This is a genomic window from Sphaerospermopsis sp. FACHB-1094, assembly GCF_014696195.1.
Taxonomy (GTDB): Bacteria; Cyanobacteriota; Cyanobacteriia; order Cyanobacteriales; family Nostocaceae; genus Sphaerospermopsis; species Sphaerospermopsis kisseleviana.
In genome coordinates, this window is record NZ_JACJPT010000041.1 from 15,235 (window position 1) to 41,546 (window position 26,312).

At 36.3% G+C, this 26,312-nt stretch carries 22 protein-coding genes and 1 tRNA gene; 6 read left to right on the forward strand and 17 right to left on the reverse strand.

Annotation, left to right across the window (positions count from 1 at the left end; translation table 11 throughout):
* Window positions 1-14 precede the first annotated feature (14 nt).
* Window positions 15-782, forward strand: coding sequence for a 16S rRNA (uracil(1498)-N(3))-methyltransferase (locus H6F47_RS14170; protein ID WP_190346183.1), 768 nt, complete (start codon window positions 15-17; stop codon window positions 780-782).
* Window positions 783-1,417: 635 nt separating this feature from the next.
* Here H6F47_RS14170 and H6F47_RS14175 read toward each other — a convergent pair.
* Window positions 1,418-1,771 (reverse strand): hypothetical protein, encoded by a 354-nt coding sequence (locus H6F47_RS14175; RefSeq protein ID WP_096571556.1) that lies wholly within the window; start codon window positions 1,769-1,771, stop codon window positions 1,418-1,420.
* Window positions 1,772-2,398: 627 nt separating this feature from the next.
* Here H6F47_RS14175 and H6F47_RS14180 point away from each other — a divergent pair.
* A complete protein-coding gene (locus tag H6F47_RS14180) occupies window positions 2,399-3,007 on the forward strand; it encodes an alpha/beta fold hydrolase (protein WP_190649662.1) in 609 nt (202 codons plus the stop codon).
* 95 nt (window positions 3,008-3,102) lie between these two features.
* On the opposite strand, the gene H6F47_RS14185 is transcribed toward H6F47_RS14180, so the two are convergent.
* A complete protein-coding gene (locus H6F47_RS14185; protein WP_190649664.1) occupies window positions 3,103-3,531 on the reverse strand; it encodes a VOC family protein in 429 nt (142 codons plus the stop codon).
* 272 nt (window positions 3,532-3,803) lie between these two features.
* On the opposite strand from H6F47_RS14185, the gene H6F47_RS14190 reads away from it, so the two are divergent.
* Window positions 3,804-3,947: a hypothetical protein gene (locus tag H6F47_RS14190; RefSeq protein ID WP_236104016.1), complete on the forward strand. Its 144-nt coding sequence runs from the start codon at window positions 3,804-3,806 to the stop codon at window positions 3,945-3,947.
* Between the two features lie 9 nt (window positions 3,948-3,956).
* Here the strand turns inward: H6F47_RS14190 and H6F47_RS14195 are convergent, their stop codons facing one another.
* The 9 genes from H6F47_RS14195 to H6F47_RS14235 form a co-directional block, all read right to left on the reverse strand.
* Window positions 3,957-4,601, reverse strand: a complete 645-nt coding sequence (locus tag H6F47_RS14195; protein WP_236104015.1) for a hypothetical protein — start codon at window positions 4,599-4,601, stop codon at window positions 3,957-3,959.
* 122 nt (window positions 4,602-4,723) lie between these two features.
* Window positions 4,724-7,861: an N-6 DNA methylase gene (locus H6F47_RS14200; RefSeq protein ID WP_190649666.1), complete on the reverse strand. Its 3,138-nt coding sequence runs from the start codon at window positions 7,859-7,861 to the stop codon at window positions 4,724-4,726.
* 140 nt (window positions 7,862-8,001) lie between these two features.
* Window positions 8,002-8,075: transfer RNA gene (locus H6F47_RS14205), tRNA-Val, on the reverse strand.
* 72 nt (window positions 8,076-8,147) lie between these two features.
* Window positions 8,148-8,792, reverse strand: coding sequence for a dihydroxyacetone kinase subunit DhaL (gene dhaL, locus H6F47_RS14210; protein WP_096571562.1), 645 nt, complete (start codon window positions 8,790-8,792; stop codon window positions 8,148-8,150).
* 1 nt (window position 8,793) lies between these two features.
* The gene (gene dhaK, locus H6F47_RS14215) at window positions 8,794-9,867 is read right to left on the reverse strand and encodes a dihydroxyacetone kinase subunit DhaK (protein WP_190649668.1); all 1,074 of its coding nucleotides are present in this window, start codon (window positions 9,865-9,867) and stop codon (window positions 8,794-8,796) included.
* Window positions 9,868-10,024: 157 nt separating this feature from the next.
* Window positions 10,025-10,552 (reverse strand): HMA2 domain-containing protein, encoded by a 528-nt coding sequence (locus H6F47_RS14220; protein ID WP_190649670.1) that lies wholly within the window; start codon window positions 10,550-10,552, stop codon window positions 10,025-10,027.
* 349 nt (window positions 10,553-10,901) lie between these two features.
* Window positions 10,902-11,192: a DUF5132 domain-containing protein gene (locus tag H6F47_RS14225; protein ID WP_096571568.1), complete on the reverse strand. Its 291-nt coding sequence runs from the start codon at window positions 11,190-11,192 to the stop codon at window positions 10,902-10,904.
* 607 nt (window positions 11,193-11,799) lie between these two features.
* Window positions 11,800-12,339 carry a peptide deformylase gene (gene def / locus H6F47_RS14230; protein WP_137666833.1) on the reverse strand — a complete coding sequence of 180 codons (540 nt, stop codon included), beginning with the start codon at window positions 12,337-12,339 and terminating at the stop codon, window positions 11,800-11,802.
* Window positions 12,340-12,428: 89 nt separating this feature from the next.
* A complete protein-coding gene (locus H6F47_RS14235) occupies window positions 12,429-13,685 on the reverse strand; it encodes an HhoA/HhoB/HtrA family serine endopeptidase (RefSeq protein ID WP_190346178.1) in 1,257 nt (418 codons plus the stop codon).
* 321 nt (window positions 13,686-14,006) lie between these two features.
* On the opposite strand from H6F47_RS14235, the gene dnaA reads away from it, so the two are divergent.
* Complete coding sequence (dnaA, locus tag H6F47_RS14240) at window positions 14,007-15,383, forward strand: chromosomal replication initiator protein DnaA (protein WP_137666847.1); 1,377 nt, start codon at window positions 14,007-14,009, stop codon at window positions 15,381-15,383.
* Between the two features lie 423 nt (window positions 15,384-15,806).
* Entirely contained in the window at window positions 15,807-16,955 is a 1,149-nt protein-coding gene (dnaN, locus tag H6F47_RS14245; protein ID WP_096571574.1) for a DNA polymerase III subunit beta, read from the forward strand.
* A gap of 151 nt (window positions 16,956-17,106) precedes the next feature.
* On the opposite strand, the gene H6F47_RS14250 is transcribed toward dnaN, so the two are convergent.
* The 6 genes from H6F47_RS14250 to H6F47_RS14275 all read right to left on the reverse strand — a co-directional run bounded on the left by H6F47_RS14250 (window position 17,107) and on the right by H6F47_RS14275 (window position 23,745).
* Window positions 17,107-19,851 carry a GAF domain-containing protein gene (locus H6F47_RS14250; protein ID WP_137666831.1) on the reverse strand — a complete coding sequence of 915 codons (2,745 nt, stop codon included), beginning with the start codon at window positions 19,849-19,851 and terminating at the stop codon, window positions 17,107-17,109.
* A 146-nt stretch (window positions 19,852-19,997) separates the two neighbouring features.
* A complete protein-coding gene (locus tag H6F47_RS14255; RefSeq protein WP_190649672.1) occupies window positions 19,998-20,156 on the reverse strand; it encodes a hypothetical protein in 159 nt (52 codons plus the stop codon).
* Between the two features lie 42 nt (window positions 20,157-20,198).
* Window positions 20,199-21,386, reverse strand: coding sequence for a TRC40/GET3/ArsA family transport-energizing ATPase (locus H6F47_RS14260; RefSeq protein ID WP_096571579.1), 1,188 nt, complete (start codon window positions 21,384-21,386; stop codon window positions 20,199-20,201).
* A 43-nt stretch (window positions 21,387-21,429) separates the two neighbouring features.
* Complete coding sequence (locus H6F47_RS14265; RefSeq protein ID WP_096571581.1) at window positions 21,430-21,819, reverse strand: DUF2358 domain-containing protein; 390 nt, start codon at window positions 21,817-21,819, stop codon at window positions 21,430-21,432.
* 50 nt (window positions 21,820-21,869) lie between these two features.
* Window positions 21,870-22,778, reverse strand: coding sequence for an ABC transporter ATP-binding protein (locus H6F47_RS14270; RefSeq protein ID WP_190649674.1), 909 nt, complete (start codon window positions 22,776-22,778; stop codon window positions 21,870-21,872).
* A gap of 193 nt (window positions 22,779-22,971) precedes the next feature.
* Window positions 22,972-23,745 (reverse strand): ABC transporter permease, encoded by a 774-nt coding sequence (locus H6F47_RS14275; protein ID WP_190346177.1) that lies wholly within the window; start codon window positions 23,743-23,745, stop codon window positions 22,972-22,974.
* 513 nt (window positions 23,746-24,258) lie between these two features.
* On the opposite strand from H6F47_RS14275, the gene H6F47_RS14280 reads away from it, so the two are divergent.
* Window positions 24,259-26,205 carry an FAD-dependent oxidoreductase gene (locus tag H6F47_RS14280; RefSeq protein WP_190649679.1) on the forward strand — a complete coding sequence of 649 codons (1,947 nt, stop codon included), beginning with the start codon at window positions 24,259-24,261 and terminating at the stop codon, window positions 26,203-26,205.
* Window positions 26,206-26,312: the final 107 nt, after the last annotated feature.

Genomic DNA, 26,312 nt, shown 5'->3' on the forward strand with positions numbered 1-26,312 from the left:
AAATATAATTCAAAATGCAAAGGATCACAATTCAAATTTCCCAAATTCAAGAGACAAAAATTTTATTAACACCCCAACAACAACATTATTTATTGCGAGTTTTGCGATTACAAGATGGAGATAAATTTATCGCAATGGATGGTATGGGTAAATGGTGGTTAACCCATTTAAAAGGAGAAACAGGAGAGATTTTAGAATTACTGGAAGTGAAAACAGAGTTACCTGTATCTATAACTTTGATGGTAGCTTTACCAAAAGGAAATGGTTTTGATGATGTTGTCCGTTGTTGTACTGAGTTAGGTGTAACTTGTATTGTACCAGTTTTGAGCGATCGCACCCTCATCAACCCCAGTCCCCAAAAATTAGAACGTTGGCGACGCATAGCTGCTGAAGCAGCGGAACAGTCAGAGCGTGCTTTTGTCCCTACCATTTTAGAACCTGTAGCTTTTAGCACCGCTGTAAATGCAAGTGCAGCAAATCAGCGTTATAAGCGTTATATTTGTGAAGCGCGGGGAAATTATCCACATTTAACAAAAGTGCTAAATAACCTCTCTGGTGAAATTGTAGGTGAAAATATAGGTGAAAATATAGGTGAAAATATAGGTGAAAATATAGGTGAAATTGTCATTGCCACAGGACCAGAAGGAGGATGGACAGATAAGGAAATTGAAATGGCTATAAAAGCAAAATTTCAGCCTGTTTCCCTGGGTTGTCGTATTCTCCGCGCTGTCACTGCCCCAATTGTAGCATTATCCTTGATTACGGCTGCTTGTGAGGCATAAACCGCAATACTTTGTGATAATTATTCAGAAGTGAATGTAATTTGCCGAATGTGGGTATAAATGATATATCTCACGCACCAAGATAAAGATAGCGCTGTTTGTGTCTTTACTTCTAGAACACCGATTCATTAATCGTCAGGGCGAAGCATTCGGGTGATAACCTATCGCTAAAACCATTGATATTCTGTCCGAATGCTTCGCCCCTACAAGGTAAAAACAGATTACCTAGCATTACTGAATCGACGCTCTAGGCGTGAGAAATTCATTTAAGTTTATATAAAGTCATGTTGGAAGAAGTTATCGCCGCCTTTGAACGTAAAGACTATCAAACCGCCGTTACATTAATTAAATCATATTCAATTATTTAGGAGGGAAAATACTAATTGGGATGCAGCTTTTCAGTTGTACAGTGGCATTGTGTTTCTGAAAAACTGGTCAAGTAATTGATAAATCGGTAAGTTGGAGATTTTGGATTAAAGGTAGGATTTGTCTTTGTGTTTGTAGTAAGGGCTTCAGCCCTGATTTTGAGGACTAAAGTCCTCACTACGAGCAATATATTCTATATTAAACAAGTTAATTAATCCAAAATCCAAAATCCAAAATCCAAAATCCAAAATCCAAAATCCAAAATTGATTTATCCAGGTACTTTCACTTGACCTGCCATATCCAGAAAACTACTCATGTTCGCACCTGGACGACGACGACCACCAGAAGATGGAGTAATTAAATATTTAGTTGCAAAATTTGTTTCAGTTGCTACTGCGGGTTTTGCGGGTTCTGCTTTTGCTGCTTGAGCGGGTTCTGCTTTGGGGGTTGGTGCTTGAGCGGGTTCTGCTTTTACTACTGCTGCTGGTGCTACGGGTGCTGCTGCTGGTGTAGTTTCTCCAACTTCTTCTTTTAGTTCCAAGTAGTATTCATCTTTTTTGCCAAATAACCCACCGATGAAGCCAAGAATACCACCGATTAAATTTTTGATAAATCCAAACATGACAATTTCTCCTGTTTTTAAATTTTTGTCATATCACCATAATTGTAAATTATTTCAAAATAATTTTACATTTTGTTGCCATAATCATTGCGGTAATAAGCAGTAATAACTTTAGGGATTTTTACTAAATCGCCTTGTAGTCATTCTATAGGCCAATTGTTATGACTTCATTACAACTATTAGCGACTGATGAAGACCAGCGAAATCATTATTAAATCTTACCGTATCTATAAGCAAGATTCTGAGATATTCCTTAACAAAATTTAACAACATTGGTTAATTGCAAAAACTGTCATAGCCTCTGGGTTGATAGCTCTGATACTTGGTTATATTTTCTACAGAAATAACTCAAATCAGGGTTTGCTGAATAAACCTAAAACCTTGATATATCAAAGGTTAGAGGCTGATAAACACAGAAATTAGTGCAAGGGTTTTGAAGGGTATACCGGAAAAAGTGTGCATTTTTGGGGATTTCAAGAGATGGCAAAGAAATTTTCAAATCTCCTCCTGACTCCTGACTCCTGACTCCTGACTCCTATGCCCTCACGGAAAGACTTTCTCAGCAACCCCAAATTAGATTTGATGAATACTGACAATTTTTTACAAACCTATTTCAAAAGTATTACTATGAATGATAAAGCAAACAAGCGTAATCCTGTTTTATTGGTACACGGAATTAATGATACTGGGGCGGTTTTCAACAAAATGGCGCGTTACCTGGGAAAGCAAGGTATGGTAGTTTGTACACTTGATTTAATTCCTAATAACGGTTCTGAGCTTTTAGATAATTTAGCACAGCAAGTAGCAGATTATGTAAACATGAACTTTGCACCAGAACAACCATTAGATATAGTGGGTTTTAGTATGGGGGGAATAGTCAGCCGTTATTATATTCAAAGATTGGGAGGAATAGAAAAGGTAAAGAGGTTTATTACCATTTCCTCACCCCATCGGGGAACAAATATTGCATATTTAACTTGGTTAAAGGGTGCTTTACAAATGCAACCTAATAGTGATTTTTTAAATGATTTAAATTCTGATGTAGAAATGTTGAATAAGTTAAATTTTACATCTATTTGGACACCTTATGATTTAATGATTTTACCTGCGGAAAGTTCAAGAATATCTGTTGGTAAAGAAGTTATTTTACCCGTTGCCCTGCATCCTTGTATGTTAACAGATAAAAGGACTTTTAAAGTAGTAGCAGCAGCATTAGATGAACCAATTAATTATTAGTTATTAGTTATTAGTCATTAGTTATTAGTCATTGGGCATTGGGTTATTCATCCTCCCAGTCACCAGTCACCAGTCACCAGTCACCAAATTACCAATTACCTATCACCAATTTCTGTATAGTCAGAACTGCCAAAAATTGCTTCTGGATAACGATAGTATTTAAATTCCATTAAGTTATAAAAAGGATCTTCTAAAAAGAAAGTGTGATGTTCTAGAGGAGAACCAACAAAACGGTTTTTGGGTTCTTCTCGAAAATTCAGTTGTTTAATTTTGGCTGTTTCTAGTAATTGTTGCCAGTCTTTTTCTTGGGTGAAAATTAAACCGAAATGTCGGGGATAAATGCCTTTTTGGGGTGTTAAAGGTTCTTTAGTGATGTGGGCAACTAATTGATGTCCGTAAAGGTTGAGAATTAAAGCGTGGGGGTTTTCTCTTCCGGGGATGCAGCCTAAACCGTCGACATAAAAGGCTTTGGTTTGGGGGATGTTGGTGACAGGGAAGGCGAGGTGAAATATGATTTTGTTCATGGTGGGGGTTGAGTGCCAAATTATTTGACCACTTGACAAATTAATGTCCACAAAAATATTAACTCCTAAACCCTTACTGTGTAAGGGTTTTGTTATTTTAACCTATATTTAGCCCCTTCAACATTAATTGACAAAATAACTGTCCGAATTTAGATATTTGACAAATTAATTGTCCTATATTGAAAATCCCCATTTTTCCAACTTTTGCCAGACTTGACAAATTAATTGTCCTCCGATACAGTACAATACAACTATGTTTGTAAAAGACATATATGCTGGAAATACAAGATGATCAACCCAATGATAACGAGGTTTATCGAGTTCTACAACCTATTATCGAAGCACAAGAGCAAAAAGCCAATGTTAGAAGTCGTGGTTGGCGTGGTTCTAGATTATCACTGAAAACTCGTGACTAGGTTTTAAATTTATTCAACTGAAGATATACTATTAGTAGGCGTAGCAATTATTTTGAATAGTAAATGGTGACATCTAAAATCAATCGGATATGATTTTTCTGGAGGAACTATTCGCTGGTGATCCGAGGTTTTGTGATCACGATCTGGAAAATCTGGATGATCATTTAATGTACATGGTACTTTTTTTGCAATATTGGTAAAAGCTTTGTCAGGATCACCAGAAAAAAGATAACCCAGCATTCCTCCTTCATAAGAAAAGGGTGCATACAGGCAAGTTACAAAATTGTCATTTATCTCTTTTACATATTCACCAACTGCGCCATCTGTTTTCAAAACTTTAGCTTCTAAAGGCCATATAATCCTTCTATTAGCCCTAAGAATAAATGCAATGTCATACTCTTTTGGTTGTGCTGGTGCAACTTGACGAGTTTCCCTTTCATAAGAACCATGTTGAACATAATATGGCTCATCCCCTGTCATAACGCTGTGAATTTCTGGCTCAAGCAGTTGAGTAATATCTCTTTCAATATCATCTTCAGCTTGACTACAATCAATTTCTGAGAGTACCTCCTTTAGTAATAAATCATATCCTTTCCATACGAAAGTAAGTATATTGATTGATGCTGTTTCACACCAATCCTTAGAAATTGCCATGAATTCATCTGTCTCTGGCCATCTTAATTCTGAAATTGTCTGCCGTCTTCTAACCAAAATTTAACTCCTGTACTACTAATATTTTGTGTTTGAATTTAGTTCATTTGATATATATCTAATATCTAAGTCATAATATCTGCGGCTACTTCATCAGCATCTCTTAAAGCCATAGAGCGAGTCCAATAACGAATTTTGTCAGGTTTGATTAAATAAATAGTAGGAATTTTTACTCCATTCAATTCTACTGAATCATAAATTTTGGCAACACGCTGATAAAAGATGTCACCATTTTCTATACTTCCTGTTTTCAAATATGATTTATTTAATTTCTCCAATATTTCTATTAAATTAGGGGAGTCAATAGGTTCAATGTGTACACCATAACAATCAGGTCTATTCAGATAAATTGCGACTAAGCGAACAGGAAAAATATTGTTATTTTGTTCCTGAAAAATGGTGGCGCAAACTTGTTTATCTTGTCCAAATCCTGCTTTAAGAACTCGCAAGAAATACTCACAATATGCAGTAAGTTCAGGTTCAGTATTATTCTGAGATTGACTATTATCTACACGGTGAGTTATTTTGCGTCCTGGAGAAGCACCATCTCCTTTAAAGTCTGGTAGAGTGTAGTTGAATAAATCATTAATTAGCACCCATTCACTATCTTTGAATTCAAAAGCTTGTCGTATACGCTCATCTATATCATCAATTGTTTTTATGTTCTGCAAATCTCCTACTGATAATTCAGGTATTGGGACACGCAGTAAATCATTTACATTAACTTCTGGGATATAAGAGGCAAAACGACCACTAGAAAGTAGTAGATAATAGACAGCTAACTTACTATTGTATGCTAGACAAGCAGCATTCAATTGTGAAATATAACTTTCAGGAATATGTATGCTCACATAACTTTCAGAGCAAATAATTCCTTGATTTGTATTATCAGGACTAATTATTACTGAACGGAATCTACCACTTTTTTTCTGCCAACTGAGCTTTAAAATCATTTGTGGCAGTTGAAACGCAGATAGACTACTCAATCCTGTACCAGAGTCAATGTATGGATCATCATTTATAGGAAGTTTTTGAGCATTTAGGTAGATAAAACTTTGGTTAATAAATTTGGTTGATTTCAAAATTCGTTTATTTATTAGATTGTTTTCCAATTTTTTCCTATCACCTTTTGGCACACCTTGACGAGTTTTAGCAATACCATTAGATTTAAGTTTTTCAAGACTTGATTCTTGATTTAATCTTCTGACTAAGGATAAATCACGTCTCCCTCCCCACATTAAAGCTGTCCAAACTAATGGATTTGATATCGCCTCTTGGGGGTAAATTACATTAATATCGTATGGTTCAATTACTATATGATAGTCATCTTGATTAGGCATTACTGGCTTGGGACAAATGTATGTCAAAGGTTCACCATCAGGAGGTGTAATTGACATTGTGATAATACAAGCTGGAGAAATAGCATCTTTGAAAAGTCCAAAACGTAATGCAGATAAATTAACTATCTCTTCAATCTTGAACTCTGAAAAGAGAGTGTTACGGAAGCTCTTAGCAGGTTTATTTTGATTAAAAATCAAAGCCATTGCAGGTTGCATCATTGCTACTTGTCCACCAGGTTTGGTTAAAGCAGCAGCTTTTGGTAAAAAGAAAAGAGCAATATTACCATAAGAGGTATTCCATTGGCGATTTTCTGGTCTATTCTTCCAAGAATCTATATATAGAGATTCTTTTATAGTATTTTTACCCCAAGGTGCATTACCTACGACTAAATCATATTTACCAGCATCCTGAACAGAACGAAAACCTTCTTTATCTTCTTGAAAAAAATCAGCAGCAATTAATTGACGTTCACGTAATCTAGGAAAGCGAAACTCATTCTCCCAATAATATTGAGGTTCAACTTTATCTAGCATGGTTAAATACAGACTAAAAGATGCCACTCTTACAGCTTGAGCATCTACATCAACACCAAATAAATTGTTTTGTAGTAAATTTTTTAAATCACTTGGTTGAATTATTTTTCGATGAGCTTTTTCCCATCTATAAATTAAACGTTGGAATGCTTTAACTATAAAAATTCCTGAACCACAAGCAGGATCAAGAATCTTCATATCCCATTCTTCACTATCCCAAGGTAAAACACCATCTAGTACAAAATCAACTATATGTTCTGGTGTGTAATGAACTCCTGTGCCAGATTCTTTACTGACAAATTCTTCATATATACTGCTAATAAAATCTAAAGGTATAACATCAAAATGATAGTATGGCCATAGGCTTACTTGTCCAGTTTTCATGTGTACATTACCACTGACAAAATAAGCAAGTATATTTAGGTGATCTTCTTTAACTTTTTGTTCTTCTGTTTGCCATTCAATTTCTCTTTCTTCTGGAGTATTTCCTTTACCTGGGAATAAATCACCATTAAACTTTCTATTAAGCCAACGAAAAAATTTATAAGTATCTCTATGATTTCTTAATATGCCAGCTAAATGAGAGTATTTAGCCGATAATTCTCCAATTTGATATAAATAATCTAGTAAATTTGTGTTTAAAGTGGGATTACCTTTAGATTCTTGACGATCAAAAAGGAATTGAATGAAAATAATTCTTGCTAATAAATCATGAATAGTATCATCATCAAGTTCATTTTGTTGAAGTCTTTCACGTACACTTTTTAGATTTTTCAATAACATTTGGTCAGCAGCTTGACTACGTTGAAATCGCTGACTATGTTCTTGGAAAAATTGACCGGATACTAGATCAGCCCAGTGTAAACGCAAAGTTTCAGCAGCTTGATCGGAAAGAGATAACTGATTAAATGACTCAATTTCCTGTTTAGAAACATTAACTACAGGCTTGATAATATCATCTTCTTTTGGAGGCTCTTCATAGCACGTCCAAATTCTTAATCGGTTAGGTTCTGTTGTAATGAGTGACGGTGTACGAGAAAAACTCCAAGCAAGTCTATAAGTTTTCTTTAATGTTTCCTCTGATACTTCTCCTGGAAAATCGCACACTAAAGCAATGGGTGTTTCTGTTGAATTCCCTTGAGAATTTGCCGCCAGCACTCCTATTAGCACACCATGACCATCTGAAAGTTTGCTGATAGTTCTACCTAATTTTTCTCTAGCGATTCGTGCATAAACACTTGGACCAGCACCAGATGGCTCCAAAATTTCTTTTGGAGTCGGCCAGTGAAGCTTTTGATGTGCTAGTTCAAGTAGTCCAGACTGTGACATTGTGTGATTTAAGCTGCATGAAAATAGAATTTTATATTTTAACCATTACATGGTCATGACATTGATTGATTCAAGAATACATTAGTATTGTTCATCAACACTAGCAAAGGGCAGATATAATTACAGTAAAATAAAAAACATGGACGTAACTGGATTCGAACCAGTGACCCCATCGATGTCAACGATGTACTCTAACCAACTGAGCTATACGTCCTTAACCAAAGCGATTATTATCATAGCATATATATTTTAAAGGTCAAGAGAAAAATGCCAATAATGGCACTCATTATTTTTTCGCCCTCGAACCTTCCACCACTTCCAACAAACTCCGCAACATCCAATAAGCAGAAGTTCCTCCCGGATCTTGATGTCCGATACTGCGATCGCCTAAATAACTTGCTCTGCCTTTCTTTGCTAACATCGGTATAGTATCCTTTAACCCTTGTTCCGCGGCAGTTACAGCCATCCGCAAAGCTTCCACACTACCCTTACCTTCATTTACAGCTTTTTCAAAAGAAGTCACAGCGGGATACAGCACATCTACCATAGTCTTATCTCCTAATTGCGCCTTACCTCGTTCAACAACTCCATTTAAGCCAGATTGGAGTAAATTCAACATATCTTTTTCAGTTAATTCTTGCTTACCCGCAGTTACAGCACTCGCTCTTAAAAACCACGTTCCATATAAAGGACCACTTGCACCCCCCACACTAGATATTAAAGTCATGCTGACAGTTTTCAAAATACTGCTGATGTCCTTCCCTTCAATACTCGGTAAGATAGTGCTGATCTTTTTAAAACCTCTATCCATATTGATACCATGATCAGCATCACCAATGGCTGCATCTAATTCCGTCAATTCTTCTTTATGTTTCTCAATAACAGAAGCAAATACATATAACCATTGAAAAATTTGCACCTGAGTAACCATTTCAAACTCCCCAGCGTAAACTTGCGGTTTTAACTGGTGCATCCCATAGCTGTAACATTTCCTCGTCTAACTTCAGCAGCGTGATGGAACAACCTTGCATTTCTAATGATGTCATGTAGGGTCCAATTAGATTACGCACTATTTCCAGTCCTTCCATCTGACAAAGTTCTGCTAGTTTGCGGTAGACAAGATAAAGTTCAGAAATCGGAGTCCCACCCATACTATTAACAAAAGCTAAGAGGCGATCGCCTTTTTGCAACGGTTTATTTAATAGTTCCACATCCTGCCATTCTTCCTTGGTTTCGTCCCATTCCCGCACCGTGCGACAATAGGCAGTATCATCAAAGAGCGATCGCCATAAAACTTCAGTAATTTCATCCCCTGACATCATAGAAACCCGTTCTCTTCCTGGTTCTCCATGAATGCCAATACCTAATTCTATCTCATCATCCCCCAAAGCAAAAGTTGGTGTACCCTTAGCAGGAACTGTACAAGAACTTAACGCTACCCCCACACTACGACCATGCAGATTTACTTTTTTACACAAATCAGCTATCTGCTGTAAATCATAGCTTTTTTCTGCCGCTGCACCACAAATTTTTTCTGCCAGTACCGTTGTTCCCACACCCCTTCTTCCTTGGGTATATAAACTATCCTTCACTGCCACATCATCATCAATAATAATATTTAATGTACGGATACCCTCACTTCTGGCTAACTCCGTAGCCATTTCAAAATTCATTACATCGCCACTGTAATTTTTCACAATATAAATAATACCCGCACCCCCATCAACCTGCTGTGCGGCGGCTAACATTTGATCAGGAGTGGGAGACGTGAAAACCTCTCCAGGACAAGCAGCATCAAGCATTCCCATCCCCACAAAACCCGCGTGCATTGGTTCATGTCCACTACCACCACCGGAAATAATTGCTACCTTACCCTTTACAGGTGCATCTGCTCGATAAACAAAAGTTGGCTCAAAATTTACCTTAATTAAACCAGTATGAGCAGCAGCCATACCTGCTAAACTTTCCCTAACAAATGCTTCTGGTTGATTAATCAGCTTTTTCATAATTTCTGTTGGCAAAGGTGCTAAGATTCAGGATAAACTTTTACAGCGCCAAATTTCAGCATTTTTGCTTAAAGAAGGGAACAGGGAACAGGGAACAGGGAACAGTTAGTCAACTAATTAACGATAAAATTTCGACATCAAAAGATTTTCAAATCTGTCACCTGTCACCTGTATTGAATTTCAAGAAACTATCAAAAGCGTACCAAGCTAAAACATACCAAGGGATTACTTCTAATTGTAAACCCTTAATGATTAACTGTCTTACTGCTAAAGTACCAAGTCCCAAGGGAAACAGAAAACGCAAATCTACAGAACCATTTGTAGCACGTTCAACTCGTTGGTTTAAATCAATCACTGCATGAGATATTCCCGATGCTGCTTCAGTTTGACCTTGGGTAATATCTGTAAAAATTATGCCTATATCTTTCAGTGTTTCCAAAATTTCTGATAAAGTACCAGTTTGATGATCATGATGAATCAAAATACTACCATGATGAATATTAGTTCTCACCTGACTAATGTGAGGTTGTGCTGTTAAAAAATTGGCGATATGTTGCATTTTCTCAACTTTACGGTTTTCCGGTGCAACTCTTAACCTGAGTCTTCCTGGAGTATCACTGACAATTTTTGTAGCAATGGGATTAAAGGATTTATTTAAATTTGCTTTATCTGTAATTTTTAACATATAGCATCCAACTTGATTTATAAATTTTTATCAGAGTCAGGGAATAGGGAACAGGTAGATGAGGAGGAAAATTTTAGATTTTAGATTTTAGATTTTAGATTAGAGTTTATCAATACAATTCAAAATCTTTGCATCCAAAATCTAAAAGAACAACTTCTGACTTCTGACTCCTGACTCCTGACTCCTGTACGGGCGTTCGCGAAGCGTGCTGGAAGCATCAGCATTCGGGCGAACAATTATTAATTTTTATCACAGGTTATTTTCCGAATGCTTCGCCCCTACGACTCCTGACTCCTGAATTCTTACTTCATAATTCAATTACGAATTACGAATTACGAATTACGAATTATTAGGAATTATGTTGATTTTCCGAAGCAGTTTCAAATGCTAGTGTGTGTTGTTCTTCTGCTATTTCTGCTCTAGCTTCAGCAACGATATCTTCCCAAGTTTCACCCAATTCAGCAAAAACTCCCTTGCTTTTTTGGTAAGCAACAATACCACCTTTAACTATTGATTTAACTATGGGTTTACCCACTCCAGCAACAACAGGAATGACCACAGGTGCAAGTAAAACAGCACCAATTCCGACGATAATTCCAGGAGCGCCGGCATCTTCTACAAAATCAGTAATTTTTGGCATATTCAATCAACCTCCTATAAATTAGAGAATCTTCAATAAGCCTTTTAATTTACTCTAATTTTAGTCATTATTTCCTCTTACTACTGGTAGAGGTTTTTTATAATTCAAACTCAACCTTATGTAGTAGGGCTTGTATTTGGCGTTGATTTCGGGGCATAATTTATCACAATCTTGGTAAAAATCAGAAAAATGACACGCTTTATCCATGACCAATTTTCCCAGCTATATCTAGATAGGACTTACGCAAGATGTGACTGAAAACCTTATTCTTGCGTAGGGGTAATTCATGAATTACCCCTACTTTCTTTCCCTTTTGCGTAAGTCCTGTAGATTTAGAAAATAGTTGTTGATAATTTGTTGATAATTTGTTGATAAAATTAAGGTAAATTATATCCCCGATTCTTCACAAAGATAAATCATTTATTGATTGTTTATAAGTATTCCACAATAGCACTTGTTGATACCGAGATCCACGACTTCTGCAATCAATTCACAATTTATTGACAAGCTCATAAAAGAAGTCGGGGATCTGATCACTCTATTCCTGAATGCTTACGATTTTTTCAAATAGAATATCGGGGATTTTTATTAAATTCATGGAAAATTATCAACTCTTCTCTGCTTTAACTATCCGTTGTTGATATTCAGTTTCAGTCATTAATTCTTCAGTAGATTCTACTCTGTCTAAAAATACCATACCTTCTAAATGATCATATTCATGTTGAAAAATTCTCGCCACAAAATCAGTTAATTCTTGTTGTTGTAAATTTCCATTTCTATCAGTATATTCAATTTCAATTGTTTGATATCTGGGAACTAAACCCCTAATTCCGGGAACACTTAAACAACCTTCCCAACCTTTGACAACCTCGGTTGAATGACTAATAATTTGCGGATTAATCATTGCTGTTGGTTGCATTTCTGGTGCATCTGGATATCTGGCATTTGGACGAGAAGCAACAATTAATAAACGTAGTGATTCAGCTACTTGAGGTGCAGCAATTCCCACACCATTAGCTTGAGCAACTGTAGCTATTAAATCATCAATTAATTTTTGAATTTTCTCATCTTGAATATTTTCCACCCAAGCTGCTTTTTCACGTAATTTAGGATTACCTAATTGAATAATTGATGATTTATCGGTCATTTTGCAAACTCCTGTAAAATAGAACTAAAAACTTGATTCTTGTGTAGGGGTAATTCATGAATTACCCCTACTCTTATTACTGTCAACTATTACCTATCACCTCTAATGGGTAAAGGTGCGGGTTTAACTATTAATTGAACAGTTGTTCCATTGCGTTCTACTTGAACCTGTAGAGGACTACCAACTTGACTATTTTCTACTAATTTTTGCACTTCTTCCACTTTAGTTACAGGTTGATTATTAATACTTTGAATTACATCCCCTGCTCTGAGTCCACCAATGGCTGCTGGTGATTCTGGAACAATTCTCACTAATAAAACTCCTTGTTCTGCAACTAAAACTTTATCCCCAAATCTAGTATTTATTCTTTCCTTAACTTCTGGTGTCAGCGCCACCATTTGTACACCCAAATAAGGATGATCTACCCTACCTTTGCTAATTAATTCTTGAGAAATTTTTTGCACGGTATTAATAGGAATTGCAAATCCTAAACCTTGAGCGCCTTGAATAATCGCTGTATTCATTCCTATGACTTCACCACGAGCATTTAGTAGTGGACCACCAGAGTTACCAGGATTAATTGCTGCATCTGTTTGTAAATAATCTACTCGTTTATCACTAGCACCAATATCACTACTAGAACGATCTGTAGCACTCAAAATTCCTGAAGTAACTGTATTATTTAAACCTAAAGGATTACCAATAGCAATTACCGCTTCACCTGGTTGTAATATATTAGAATTACCTAAAGCTATAGCTGGTAAATTATTAGCATCAATTTGAATGACTGCCACATCTGTAACTGGGTCTTCTCCTAATACTTTACCCTCAAAAGTTCGCCCATCTTTGAGTGTTACCGTAACTTCATCTGCTCCATCTACGACATGAGAATTAGTTAAAATTTGTCCAGAGGAATTAATAATAAATCCAGAACCACTACCCCTTTCTACTCTTTCCCTTGGCTGGGGTATTCTATCACCAAAAAATCTGCGGAAAAATGGATCGGAAAATTCTGCTGGTATTTGAGATGTGACTGTTTTAGCGGAATCAATGCGAACTACCGCACCACCTACTTTTTGTACTACTTTGACAACAAAATTAGGGTCGCCAGAAGATGCGATAATTGCAGGAGGCACAATTCCTACAGTTGTGTTTGTAGTCTTTTCTACTTGATTTGTCCCTGGTTGCGCTTCTAAGATTCTATTATTTAAGTTAGAGCAGCTACTAAGAAATAATGCGGACAACCCAGTGATTAACATCCAACCTCTGATTTTCCGTCTTCCGTGCTGGATCAAACCCTTAGTATCAATATCTTGGGAAGCTAGATGATAATGATTTGTCTTCATGATGTTATTTTTTCTCCGTGTTAGTCGCTAGGTGGTAGGATATTAGCTACCTGGGTTCAACCAGAATGGTTACAGTTTAAAGTTAAATAATAAGCATTCAGCCGTCAGTAAACAGCTATCAGCATTCATAAATAAATGATCAGCGTTGATAGACTAAATTACAGATTGCTTTTCGTATCAGTCTACTTGATTCAAAAAGCTAAAAACTCAGTCACCAACTTAGTTTTAGCTGATTTCTGACTGCTGATAGCTGAATGCGGACAATAATTGTTTGCTCATATCTTCTTCTATTGTGGCAATTAGCAGCAAAGGTAGTAGATGATGGAATTTACCCTAGACAATCTGTGGCATCAGGTGTTAGAGCGTTTACAGTTAGAGTTATCTCGTCCTACCTTTGAAACTTGGATTAAAACAGCTAGTGCAGTACAGCTAGAAAATAATTGCTTAGTTATATCTACGCCTAATTTATTTGCGAGAAACTGGTTGCAAAAGTATTACATCAATACTATTGCGCGTGTGGTGCAGGATATTTTAGGTTATCCTGTAGTAATTTACATTACTGCTGTTCAAGGTGATGAAGTTTCTGGGTTAAATCAACAAGATGTTAATTGGGAAGTTCCAGCAGCTAATACTATTCAATCAAATGTTCCCAAAAATCAACAAAAAAGTACAGAGTTAAATTCTAAGTACGTTTTTTCTAGATTTGTGGTTGGCGCTAATAATAGAATGGCTCATGCTGCTTCTTTAGCTGTGGCAGAATATCCCGGTAGGGAATTTAATCCTTTATTTTTATGCGGTGGTGTGGGCTTGGGAAAAACCCATTTAATGCAAGCTATTGGTAATTATCGTTGGGAAATTTATCCTGATTCTAAAATATTTTATGTTTCTACTGAGCAGTTTACTAATGATTTAATTACTGCAATTCGTAATGATAGTATGCAGAGTTTTCGGGAACATTACCGGGCTGCTGATATTTTATTAGTTGATGATATTCAATTCTTGGAAGGTAAGGAATATACTCAAGAGGAATTTTTTCATACTTTTAATACTTTACATGAGGCAGGAAAGCAAATTGTCATTGCTTCTGATCGTCCTCCTTATCAAATTCCGAGTTTACAAGAGCGTCTTTGTTCGCGGTTTTCTATGGGTTTAATTGCCGATATTCAACCGCCGGATTTAGAAACCCGCATGGCAATTTTACAGAAAAAAGCTGAATATGAAAATATTCGTTTACCTATAGATGTAGTTGAATATATTGCTTATAATTATACTTCTAATATTAGAGAATTGGAAGGGGCGTTAATTCGGGCTTTGGCTTATATTTCTATTTGGGGTTTACCTATGACGGTGGAAAGTATTACCCCTGTTTTAAGCACTTCTAGCCAAAAAACGGAAGCAACACCAGAAGTTATTTTAAATGTGGTGGCTGAGTTTTTTAATCTTTCTAGTGAAGATTTAAAAGGTAGTTCTCGCCGTCGGGAAATTAGCTGGGCTAGACAAATTGGAATGTATTTAATGCGTCAATATACAGGATTAAGTTTACCAAGAATTGGGGAGGAATTTGGCGGGAAAGACCATACAACGGTGATGTATAGTTGTGAAAAAATTACCCAACTTCAGGAAACTGATAAAAGTTTAATGCAAACCTTACGACAGTTGAGCGATCGCATTAATATGAATACTCGTTATCAAAAGTAGTAAGTAACTCAACCTTAAAAAACGTAATACCCAGATACCCGACTTGTTTAATAAGTCGGGTATCTATTCACTGTCACCTGTCACCTGTCACCTAATATTAAGCAAAGTATAAAAAATTGTTAAATTTAACTGCGATTGTGGAAAAAATATTACCTTTTGGGGAAAAAGTTGTGGAAAACTTAATAATTTTGTAAGAAAAATACATTAAGTATAATTACTTTGTGGAAAACTAAGCGAGTTTTTCCACAGCTTTTCCACAGAGGGAGAGCTTTTGAACAGTCCTATCTCCTCAGTCCAAAATTTGTTACCATTGTTTTTCGCTTGTTAAGTCCATATTGATAGCGGTTGTCAGTGTGATGAGAACAAACATATCTCCTCAAACTCAACCCTATTCCCCATTCCCTATTCCCTATTCCCTGCTCTATGAAATTAGTTTGTTCTCAAAGTGATCTCAGTACCAACCTTTCCCTAGTCAGTCGTGCAGTACCATCGAGACCAACTCATCCCATCCTTGCTAACGTACTCTTACAAGCAGATGAGGAAACTAACCAAGTCAGTTTAACAGCGTTTGATTTGAGTCTGGGTATCCGTACCAGTTTTAGCGCAGAAGTGATTGAAGGTGGGGCGATCGCTCTTCCTGCTAAACTACTTTTAGATATCACCTCTCGTTTACCAGAAGGGGAAATTTCCCTAGATGATGAGTCAGCAGACAACACCGGAGAAGGTATAGTAGTCACCCTCAAACCCAAAAGCGGTAAATATCAAGTCCGCGCTATGGGTGCAGAAGAATTTCCCGAATTACCTGTAATTGAAAGTTCGGAATCAATTCAACTCACCACCGCTGCATTAATTGAAGGTTTAAAAGGTTCTCTTTTTGCTACTAGCACCGACGAAACTAAGCAAGTGCTGACGGGCTTACATTTAACCGTTAAACAAGACACCCTAGAATTTGCAGCTACAGATGGACACCGTTTAGCAGTGTTGGAAACCGCTAACGAGCGTCCCTTAGAAGGTAGCGAACAGTTAGAAGTCACAGTACCAGCAAGAGCATTAAGAGAATTACAAAGGATGCTTGCCCATAGTTCTTCTGAAGAAGCTGTATCCTTATATTTAGATCAAGGTCAAATAGTCTTTGCTTGGCAAAATCAACGTTTAACTAGCCGCACTTTAGAAGGACAATATCCCGCCTATCGGCAATTAATTCCCCGGCAATTTGAACGCCAAGTAGTATTAGAACGCAAACAATTTATCAGCACTTTAGAAAGAATTGCGGTATTAGCTGACCAGAAAAATAATATTGTCAAAATCAGCATTGATAATGAAAATCAAGAAATTACATTATCTTGTGAAGCGCAAGACGTAGGCAGTGGTACAGAGTCAATGCCAGCGCAAATTTCTGGGGAAGATATAGACATTGCTTTTAATGTCAAATATCTCATGGAAGGTTTAAAAGAATTACCTTCTACAGAAATTCAAATGCACTTAAATCAAAGTTTAACACCGGTTATTTTTACTCCTTTAGGTGGGTTAAAAATGACTTATTTAGCTATGCCTGTACAATTGAGAAATTAATTGGGGACTGGGGACTGGGGACTGGGGAAAAAAATTTTAGATTTTAGATTTTAGATTTTAGATTGGAGTTAACAAAAACAATCCAAAATCCAAAATCCAAAATCCAAAATAAATAACTCCTGACTCCTGACTCCTGACTCCTGACTAATGACTAATGACTAATGACTATATGTTTAATAGGAATTTCAATCCAGAATTGTGTACCTACATCCAATTGAGAATCACATTTGAAAATTCCGCTGTGTTTTTCCACTACAATTTGATAACTAATTGATAAACCTAAACCTGTACCTTTTCCTATGGGTTTAGTGGTGAAAAATGGATCAAATATTCTTTGTCTGATAGTTTCTGGCATTCCTGGTCCACTATCTCTAATCTGAATGACTGCACTTTTTTCATTGTCATTCATTACTCCTACAGTGGTAGAAATAGTAATTTTTCCTGACTTGGGATTTTCTTTAGGACTTTCTGCTGTATGTTTTCTGTAAATTTCTAAAGCATCAATGGCATTACTCAAAACATTCATAAAGACTTGATTGAGTTGTCCGGCAAAACATTCTACCAATGGTAAATCACCATATTCTTTAATAATTTCAATACCAGGAGATTCAGGTCTGGCTTTTAAACGATGCTGCAAAATTAATAATGTGCTATCAATGCCTTCATGAATATTTACTTCTTTCATTTCTGCCTCATCAAGACGTGAAAAATTCCGCAAAGATAAGACAATTTGCCGGATTCTATCTACCCCTATTTTCATAGAAGATAAGGTTTTGGGTAAATCTTCTAGGAGAAATTCTAAATCTAGTTCTGCTGCTAGTTCTATAATTTCTTCGCAGGGTTCAGGATATTTCTGCTGATAGATATCTAGCATATTCAGCAAATCTTCAGCATATTCATTGATATGAATGAGATTTCCAGAAATAAAGTTAACTGGGTTATTAATTTCATGGGCAACACCAGCTACAAGTTGTCCTAAAGATGACATTTTTTCCGTTTGAATTAGTTGGGTTTGAGTGGCTTTTAATTCATGCAATGTTTGTGTAAGTTGATCCGCTTGCTGCTGAGTTTTTACTAATAATTCAGCTTGTTGAATAACTACTCCCAACTGTGAGGCTATTTGACTAATAAAATTAACTTCTGAAATTTTCCATTGCCGGGGACCAGTATGTTGATAGGTGCAAAGTAAACCCCAGAGTTGTTGTCTAATAAATATCGGAGCTAATACAAAAGCGTGAATTTGAAACTGCTCTAAAATATCGACATGACAGGGGGTAAATCCCATTTTATGGATATCATCTACTGCAAAGGTTTCATTGTTGCGGTATCTTCCACCTTGAGTATCTTGTAAGTAAGTATCATTCCAAATTGTATTAATTCCTAGTTTAGTTTCATTAAACCAGTTGGGATTAGTAGCTTCAAAGTCACCAACAAATTCTCCACCCCAATCTTCTGTAAATTTATAAACAGAAACTCTGTCTGCTTTGATTAATTTGCAAACTTCCTTAGTTGTAGTTTTAAATATAGTATCAGTATCCAGGGACTCCCGAATTTTATTGATGACTCCAAATACAGCTTGTTGTTGTTCTGCTGTTCTTTGCATTTGCAGTGTCCGTTTATGGACTTGTTTTTCTAAATTTTCATTGAACTTTTGCACCTGTTGATAAAGTTCATATTGTTGAATCGCTGAAGCAAAGTGTTTGCGAATTTCTCCAGCTAGTTCTATTTCTTCATTTGTCCATTTTTGCGCTTGTGCTTTTTTTGATTCTCTCCACAGTTCAAAGGACATCCGGGGATAAAGTTGTCTATTGTCTGGATCAAATTTCCCCGCCCACAGGGTTTCTGTTTCTATTTCATTACGAAAAATGCTTAAATATCCCACTAATTCTTGCCGATAGTGCAGGGGAATCATTAAAATACTGCGAATTTTTGTGGGTTTAAATGCTAGTTGAATAATTCTTAAATTAGAATCTTGGTAAATATCATTAATTGCCCAAATTTCATATTCTCCAGATTTATAATGTTCCTGCCAAACGCTATATTGTTCTAAAAATGGATATATATTTGGGTTGGGAATAACTGGTTGCTCTCCACATACATAAAGCTGGAGACAATTACTACCAGGAATTAAACATTCTCTTAAAGATTTAAATTGACTATGTTGTAAGTCAAAGGCATTATGTCTAATACATAATCTACCACCAATACCATTAAAGGCTGCAACTGTAGCTTCTAAAGCTGGTTGTAAAACTATTGTTGGTAGTGAATGCAGTAGTGTAGCAATACGATTAATAATAGCTTCTCTTTCTGCTTTGGCACGGGCTTGGGTGAGAAGATTACTTTGAGCGATCGCAACAGATAATTGCTCAACTACCATCTGTATTGCATCTAGTTCATATTCTGCTACTTCACGTGCTTGAGAATGATGAGATGTTAATAATCCCCACAGTTGATTTTGATAAATAATTGGTGCTACTACTGAAGATTTTACCCCCATAGCTGTCAAATATTCTATATGACATGGATCTACAGGACGGTAAAGAAGATCCTCAGAAATAATTTCTCCTGTTTCTAGGTTACGCACAGGACTTTGGCCAATTTCTTTTGAGTCTACATTGACTACAGAACGCACCCGCGACTTAATAAATAATTCCCGTGCATGAGGAGGAATATCATCAGCAGGAAAATTCAACCCCAACAATGACGGTAAACGATTTTCATAAATAGATTCAGCAATAACCTCACCACTACCATCATCATGAAATTGATAAATCATTACTCGGTCAGTTCCCAACAAAGAACGCACCTCGGCTGTGGTTGCTGTAATAATGTCTTCTAGTTCCAAGGACTGACGGATACGATTTGTAATCCTACGCAGTAACGTTTCTTGAGCCATGCCTGTTCGCAGGTCTAGTGGAGGGACGGAAACCATTTTTTATACAACCATTCATACATTAATTATAGTCTATTCTTATTTTTAATTAAATTTAAATTGTTTTTTGATAACTTTGTCTTCCGTGGGAGTACGGTCAAGGTATGGGCTTAACGATTATTCATTTTTTGCTGAACTTCCGCAGAATTATCGTTAAGGAATAGGTGACAGGTTACTGGTGACAGGTTACAGGTGACAGGTGACAGGTGACAGGTGACAGGTGACTGGTGACTGGTAACTGGGTAATCAATTTTATGTTTCCCGATCAACTATCAACTATCAACTATCAACTATCAACTATCAACTATCTCCTAAACTCTCACACCGTCAGCAAAGCGGATTTTCAGATAATCATTATCCATTTTTGCCCCTGCTGGTTGCAATGCGGCTAAAGCCTGGGGTAAAACTAAGTTACGGCGATGATTACCAATGGTAATGTTTAATTCGTCCCCGGTTTTGCTCAGTTGAATCTGGCTTTTAGGAATGTTGGGTAAATAAAGTTCTAAGCTGTATTGGTTATTTTCCTGCACAACTCTAATAGTGGTTTCTTTGTAATAAACCTGAGTTGGATCTTCATCTTTATAGAGAGTTTCTTTGAGTCTCTCTAATGCAGCTAAACCACACATTTCTTCAGAAAATAAGGGTACTTCCTTCACAGGTAAAGGGAGGAAGTTTTCATGAATTTCTTGGCGGTATTGTTCTTGATTTTCTTTCCAACGTTGGAAAAATGGATCTTCAACTTCTTTGGGAATAATACGGTTAGCTACAACTAAATCTGTGGCTACATTATATAAACTCAGATAAGCATGAGCGCGGAGCGATTCTTTAATCACCATTTTTTCTGGGTTGGTGACAAGTCTAACTGAGGTTTGTGTATTGTCAGTTAATACTTTTTCTAGTGCTTCTATTTGTTCATAAAATTCATAGGGTGCATCCATTACTTCTTTATCTGGTAAAGAAAAACCAGCAATGGGTTTAAAAATCGGTTCAACTAGAGGTCTAAGTGCTACGGAGATGTTTTGAAAAGGTTTATAAAAACGCCGCATATACCAACCACCAACTTCTGGTAAACTCAGAAGACGTAATGCAGTACCTGTGGGGGCAGAATCAATAATTAAAACGTCAAATTCTCCTTCATCATAATGACGTTTCATTCTCACTAAACCGAAAATTTCATCCATTCCTGGTAAAATTGCCAGTTCTTCCGCTTGTATTCCTTCTAAACCCCGTGCTTGCAAAACTTGGGTAATATAACGTTTTACTGCACCCCAGTTTCCTTCTAATTCTTGCAGTGCATCGAGTTCTGCACCCCACAAATTTGGGCGCACTTGTTTTGCGTCGTGTCCTAATTCTAGATCAAAACTGTCTGCTAGGGAGTGAGCAGGATCTGTACTTAAAACTAATGTTTTATAACCGAGTTCTGCACAACGAAGTCCGGTTGCTGCTGCGACGGAGGTTTTACCTACTCCACCCTTACCAGTCATTAAAATTACTCGCATGGATGATTCTGTCCTACCTGAATTTTGTTTACATTTATTTACATTATCCTTTGTTTCTGGAAAATAGGTGTTGCTTTAGTACATCTAATTGGGAACAGTGCCAATAGTCAATGTGGGAAATTATTAAACCTTCATTATTGAGACGGAGTTCACTCCAACCAGAAATAGATATCCTTGGTTTCCAGGGTAATGCAGCATCCCAGCTAAGTGTCCACTCGGTTTTAATTGTGTTTTCTTGTTGTTGAATATTATGTAAATCCATTTTTAGGTTGAGGAAAAATGTTTGAATGAATTTAATCATCCATTTATAAAGTTCTAAACCCCGAAATTTAAATACAGCATCTTGAAAATAAACATCCTTTGCATAAATGCTGTAAGTTTGATTAACTGGAAATCTTTGATAGTCGGCTTTAAGTGTTTCTAAAATATCCATGATTAGTAATTGGTAATTGGTGATTGGGTTTAATTTTCAATTTTCAATTTTCAATTTTCAATTTTCAATTTTTCTTGGGTTATTTCTACATAAATATGCTCTAAGCGTACAGGTTGACGGGAAATAGAATCAATGGGTATACTATCAAATTTAGCAAGGATTTCTTTTAATTCTAACGGTTCTGGGAGTAAAAAAGCTAAATCATTACCATAACGTCGGGGTATGAAATTATATTCTTGAGCTAGGGCGATCGCCTCTTCTTCTTGTGTTGTTTGTAACATGACAATTTCTTGTCCGGGAATTAAAGTTTTTAACTCGGATAAACTACCCTCTGCTAAGATTTTACCATCTTTTAAAATACCAATGCGGTTACAAAGTCTTTCTGCTTCATCTAATAAATGGGTAGTTAATAAAATTGTCATTCCTTGATTTTTAAGATTACGAATTAATTCCCAAATTTCATATCGTGCTTCAATATCTAAACCTGTAGTGGGTTCATCAAGAATGACTAACTGGGGTTGATGTACTAAAGCAACAGCAATATTTAACCGTCTTTGCATTCCGCCGCTGAGAGTTTCTACGGGACTTTTAGCTCTATCTAATAAGTTTACAGATTTGAGAGTTGCTTCTATTTGTTGTTGTTTTTTTTCTCGTTCTAAACCGTAAATGTCAGCGAAAAATTTGAGATTTTCTGCACAGGAAAGGGTTTTATATAAGAGGTTTTCTTGAGGGGCAATACCAATTAATTTTTTTGTTGCTTCCGAAATCGGTTGATGATTGATTGTAATATAACCACTATCAGCATTTAGTAAATTACAAATAATATTGATTGTTGTTGTTTTACCTGCTCCATTTGCACCGAGTAAACCATAAACTTCTCCTGGCTGAATACTGAATGTTAAATTTTGCAGTACTTTTCGGCTTTTGTAGGACTTGTTTAAATTTTTAATTCTGAGCATATTTTCAATTTAAATCTGTTGTTTGATATACTTATAGATTACATAGCGGATTTTTTTCTTTTTTTTCCTTCAAAGGGGAGGTTTTAAACCGTATGGCTAACGCCACGCTACGCTATCGGCTGACGCTCACGGCGGAAGCCTTGAATGAAACAATTGTCAATTATCAATTATCAATTATCAATTATCAATTGCTTTAAAGCTTCCTTTCCACCATCAACATTCGTTGATAAGATACCCATCCACAGGCTAACATAATCATGGCAAACCAGAATAAAAACCACAAATGTAAAATGATATCATGAAAATTTGCCCCCTTAGCCCACACTCCTAAAAGAGCTTCATTCATGTGATAAATGGGATTAAATCTCGCAATATCTAACAGAGTTTGGGGAAATAAAGAAGTTGGTAAAAATGCTCCACCCAAAATTAATAAAGGTACACCAAAAGCAGCCACCAAAGCATTAACATCTTCAATGCGTCTAGCTAATTGTGTACCTAAAATAAATCCTAAACCAACATAAGCAATGATGCTGAATAAAATGATGATCATTCCTAAGAAAATCGAACCTTGAAAAGTAGCACCCCAAAAAGCAGCAATAGTATACACTAAAAGAGTTTGTCCAATACCAATACAGCTATGAGCGAGAAAAATTCCCAAAAAATAAGATGTACCACTTAACGGAGAAATAAACAAGCGTTTGAGAGTTTGCTGTTCTCTTTCTGCGACTACAGTAGCAACACTTCCACCCAAACAACTAAAAAACAGTGCAGCACCTACCAAAGTTGAAGGTGCAGCATTTTCCAAAGCTTCAGACATGGTTAATTTTGCCCGTTCTGCCAAAATAAATCCATTGAGAATTAAAATGGAGATGGGGAAAATACTCCAAAAAATTAAGCTGCGTCTGCGTCGTAACAGTTCAATTAAGATGCGCTGAGTTACAGCTATAGTTTCACGCCAATATTTCATCTTGATAATTTGATTTACAAATCAATACCTTGGTCAAAAAAAGAGTATGAAGAGAGGGCTGATGTAGTAGAGTTATAATCTTCCAAAAAAACAACTCGAAAGTCACAAACAGCCCATGTTCGATATCCTAACATTGTTGCAATGCTTATAACTAGTGGTAAAAGGCTAGATGTCAATATAGCGTTTCCCAGTCTAATGAATTACACACCATGTTGCTCACAAGTGTGCTGTGTAATATTGAGTTACAGATTATACCAAAAAAGCTTTTTTACTACCTCTCCGACTTTTCAAACATCCTCTTCAAGGTACTTATCCCTCGTAATTTGACCAAGGGATTGCAAATTTAACTATAATCTATATTATACTAAGTCTACCCTGTGATCTATACAGAGTAGCCAATTAATAGATCATATATTACACTATCAAAGAATCTTGTAATTTTCACATTGATGGCGTTTAATTTACGCTTTTACAAATCGGGAAAATTGAATTGAGAATTTAATTGTGTCACCAATGAGCCAACTATTTAATTTACCAGAATCATCTACCATTTCTCGGCGTACACTGCTACAATTATTTGGTGTGGGTACGATAGTGGGAGTTACAGGTTACTCTCGTTTTAGTAAACCACAACCGTCAGTTTTTCAGCAAGATAATCTAGATTTACCCAAGATATTAAATACTAACAAAACTGTTGCTGTAATTGGTGGGGGTTTAGCTGGTTTAGCTTGTGCATATCAATTAGTGCAACGGGGTTTTACTGTCACATTGCTAGAAAAATCTCCGCAACTGGGGGGGAAAATTGCCAGTTGGGAAATAGAAGCTGCGGGTGAAACGTTTAGAATGGAACATGGGTTTCATGGTTTTTTTCCACAGTATTATAACTTAAATAGTGTAGTTTCTGAACTGGGGATAAAAGATAATTTTCAATCCTTAAATTATTATTCTGTAGTTTACCACAATTCTCCATATCAACCGGAGGTATTTCGTCCTAGTCATTCTGCTTTTCCTTGGAATATTATCGACTTAGCTATTGCTTCTCCTAATCGCTTACAATGGGGAATAAATCTCACCAAAATTAAGCATTTACAAGTGTTTCAAGCAATTACAGGTTTTCAAAGAGATAAAAATTATCAGCGTTTTGATCATATATCTGTTGCTGATTGGGTGAAGAGTGAATTTCCCCAAGGTTTATATGATTTGTATTTTCTTCCTTTTGCTAAATCTAGTTTAAATGCACCAGATTTAATGAGTGTTGGGGAATTAATGCAGTTTTTCCATTTTTACTTTTTTGGTAATCCTGAAGGACTAGCTTTTAATGGGACAAAAGACGATATGGGGACAAGTTTAGTCCAACCTATTGCTGAGGCAATTTTGCAAAATGGAAAAATTATTACAGATGCAAATGTGAGTGAAATTGTGGCGAATGAAGGTAAAATATCGGAAGTTAAATATTTTGTAGGTGACAATAATCATACAGTGCCTTTTTGGGTGCAGCGTAATTCAGTTGTCAAGGATGAAAAGATAGAATATTTTGGTGCTGCTGATGAAGTTTATGCTGTCAAAAAAGACAATCAGGAAGCAATTTCTTTAACTTGTACCCATCAAGGTTGTACAGTGAAAATAGCTGAGGATGGACAATTTCACTGTCCTTGTCATGGTGCTATATTTACCGCAGATGGAAAAGTGGTTAAAGGACCAGCAAAAAGAGATTTAGCTAAATTTAAAGTAGTACAAAAAGAAGATGATAATTTACAACTTTTAGCAGTTAATCCAGAGTCATCATCACCAGAAATAATTAACGCTGATTATTATGTTTTAGCTACGGATGTTCCCGGAGTAAAACAATTATTTAAACGTATGATTGGGGATGTAGATAAAAACGTGAAACAAGTGCGATCGCAAATTGAAAAATTAAGTATTGCTGATCCTTTTGCTGTTTGTCGTTTCTGGTTTGATCAAGATTTTAATTGGGAACATAGCAATTTTACATCTTTATCTGGTTACAAATTAACTGACAGTATTACTCTTTATCATCGCATTCAAACCCAATTTATTGAATGGGCAAAAAAAACCGGGGGAAGTGTAGTAGAATTACACGCTTACTGTTACAAAGAGAAAGAATTTCCTAACCAAGAAGCTTTGTTAACAACTTTTGAAGAGGAACTTTATGATATTGTTCCTGAGTTAAAACAAGCCAAATTATTACATCGAGAATTAGTTAATCAACATAACTTTTCTGGATATCCACCTAATAGTTATACAGAACGTCCAGAAACTACCACAACTTTAACTAATTTATTTTTTGCAGGTGATTGGGTAAAAATGCCTTTTCCTTGTGGTTTAATGGAACGGGCTGTGAGTAGTGGTTTACTAGCTGCTAATGAAATTTTACACCGTGAAGGTTTGCAGCGTCGTCCACTTTTAACAGTTAACCCAGAGGGAATGTTGCAAATTTAATATAGGAGGAGTCAGGAGTCAGGAGTCAGGAGTCAGGAGTCAGGAGTCAGGAGTCAGGAGTCAGGAGTCAGGAGTCAGGAGTCAGGAGTCAGGAGTCAGGAGTCAGG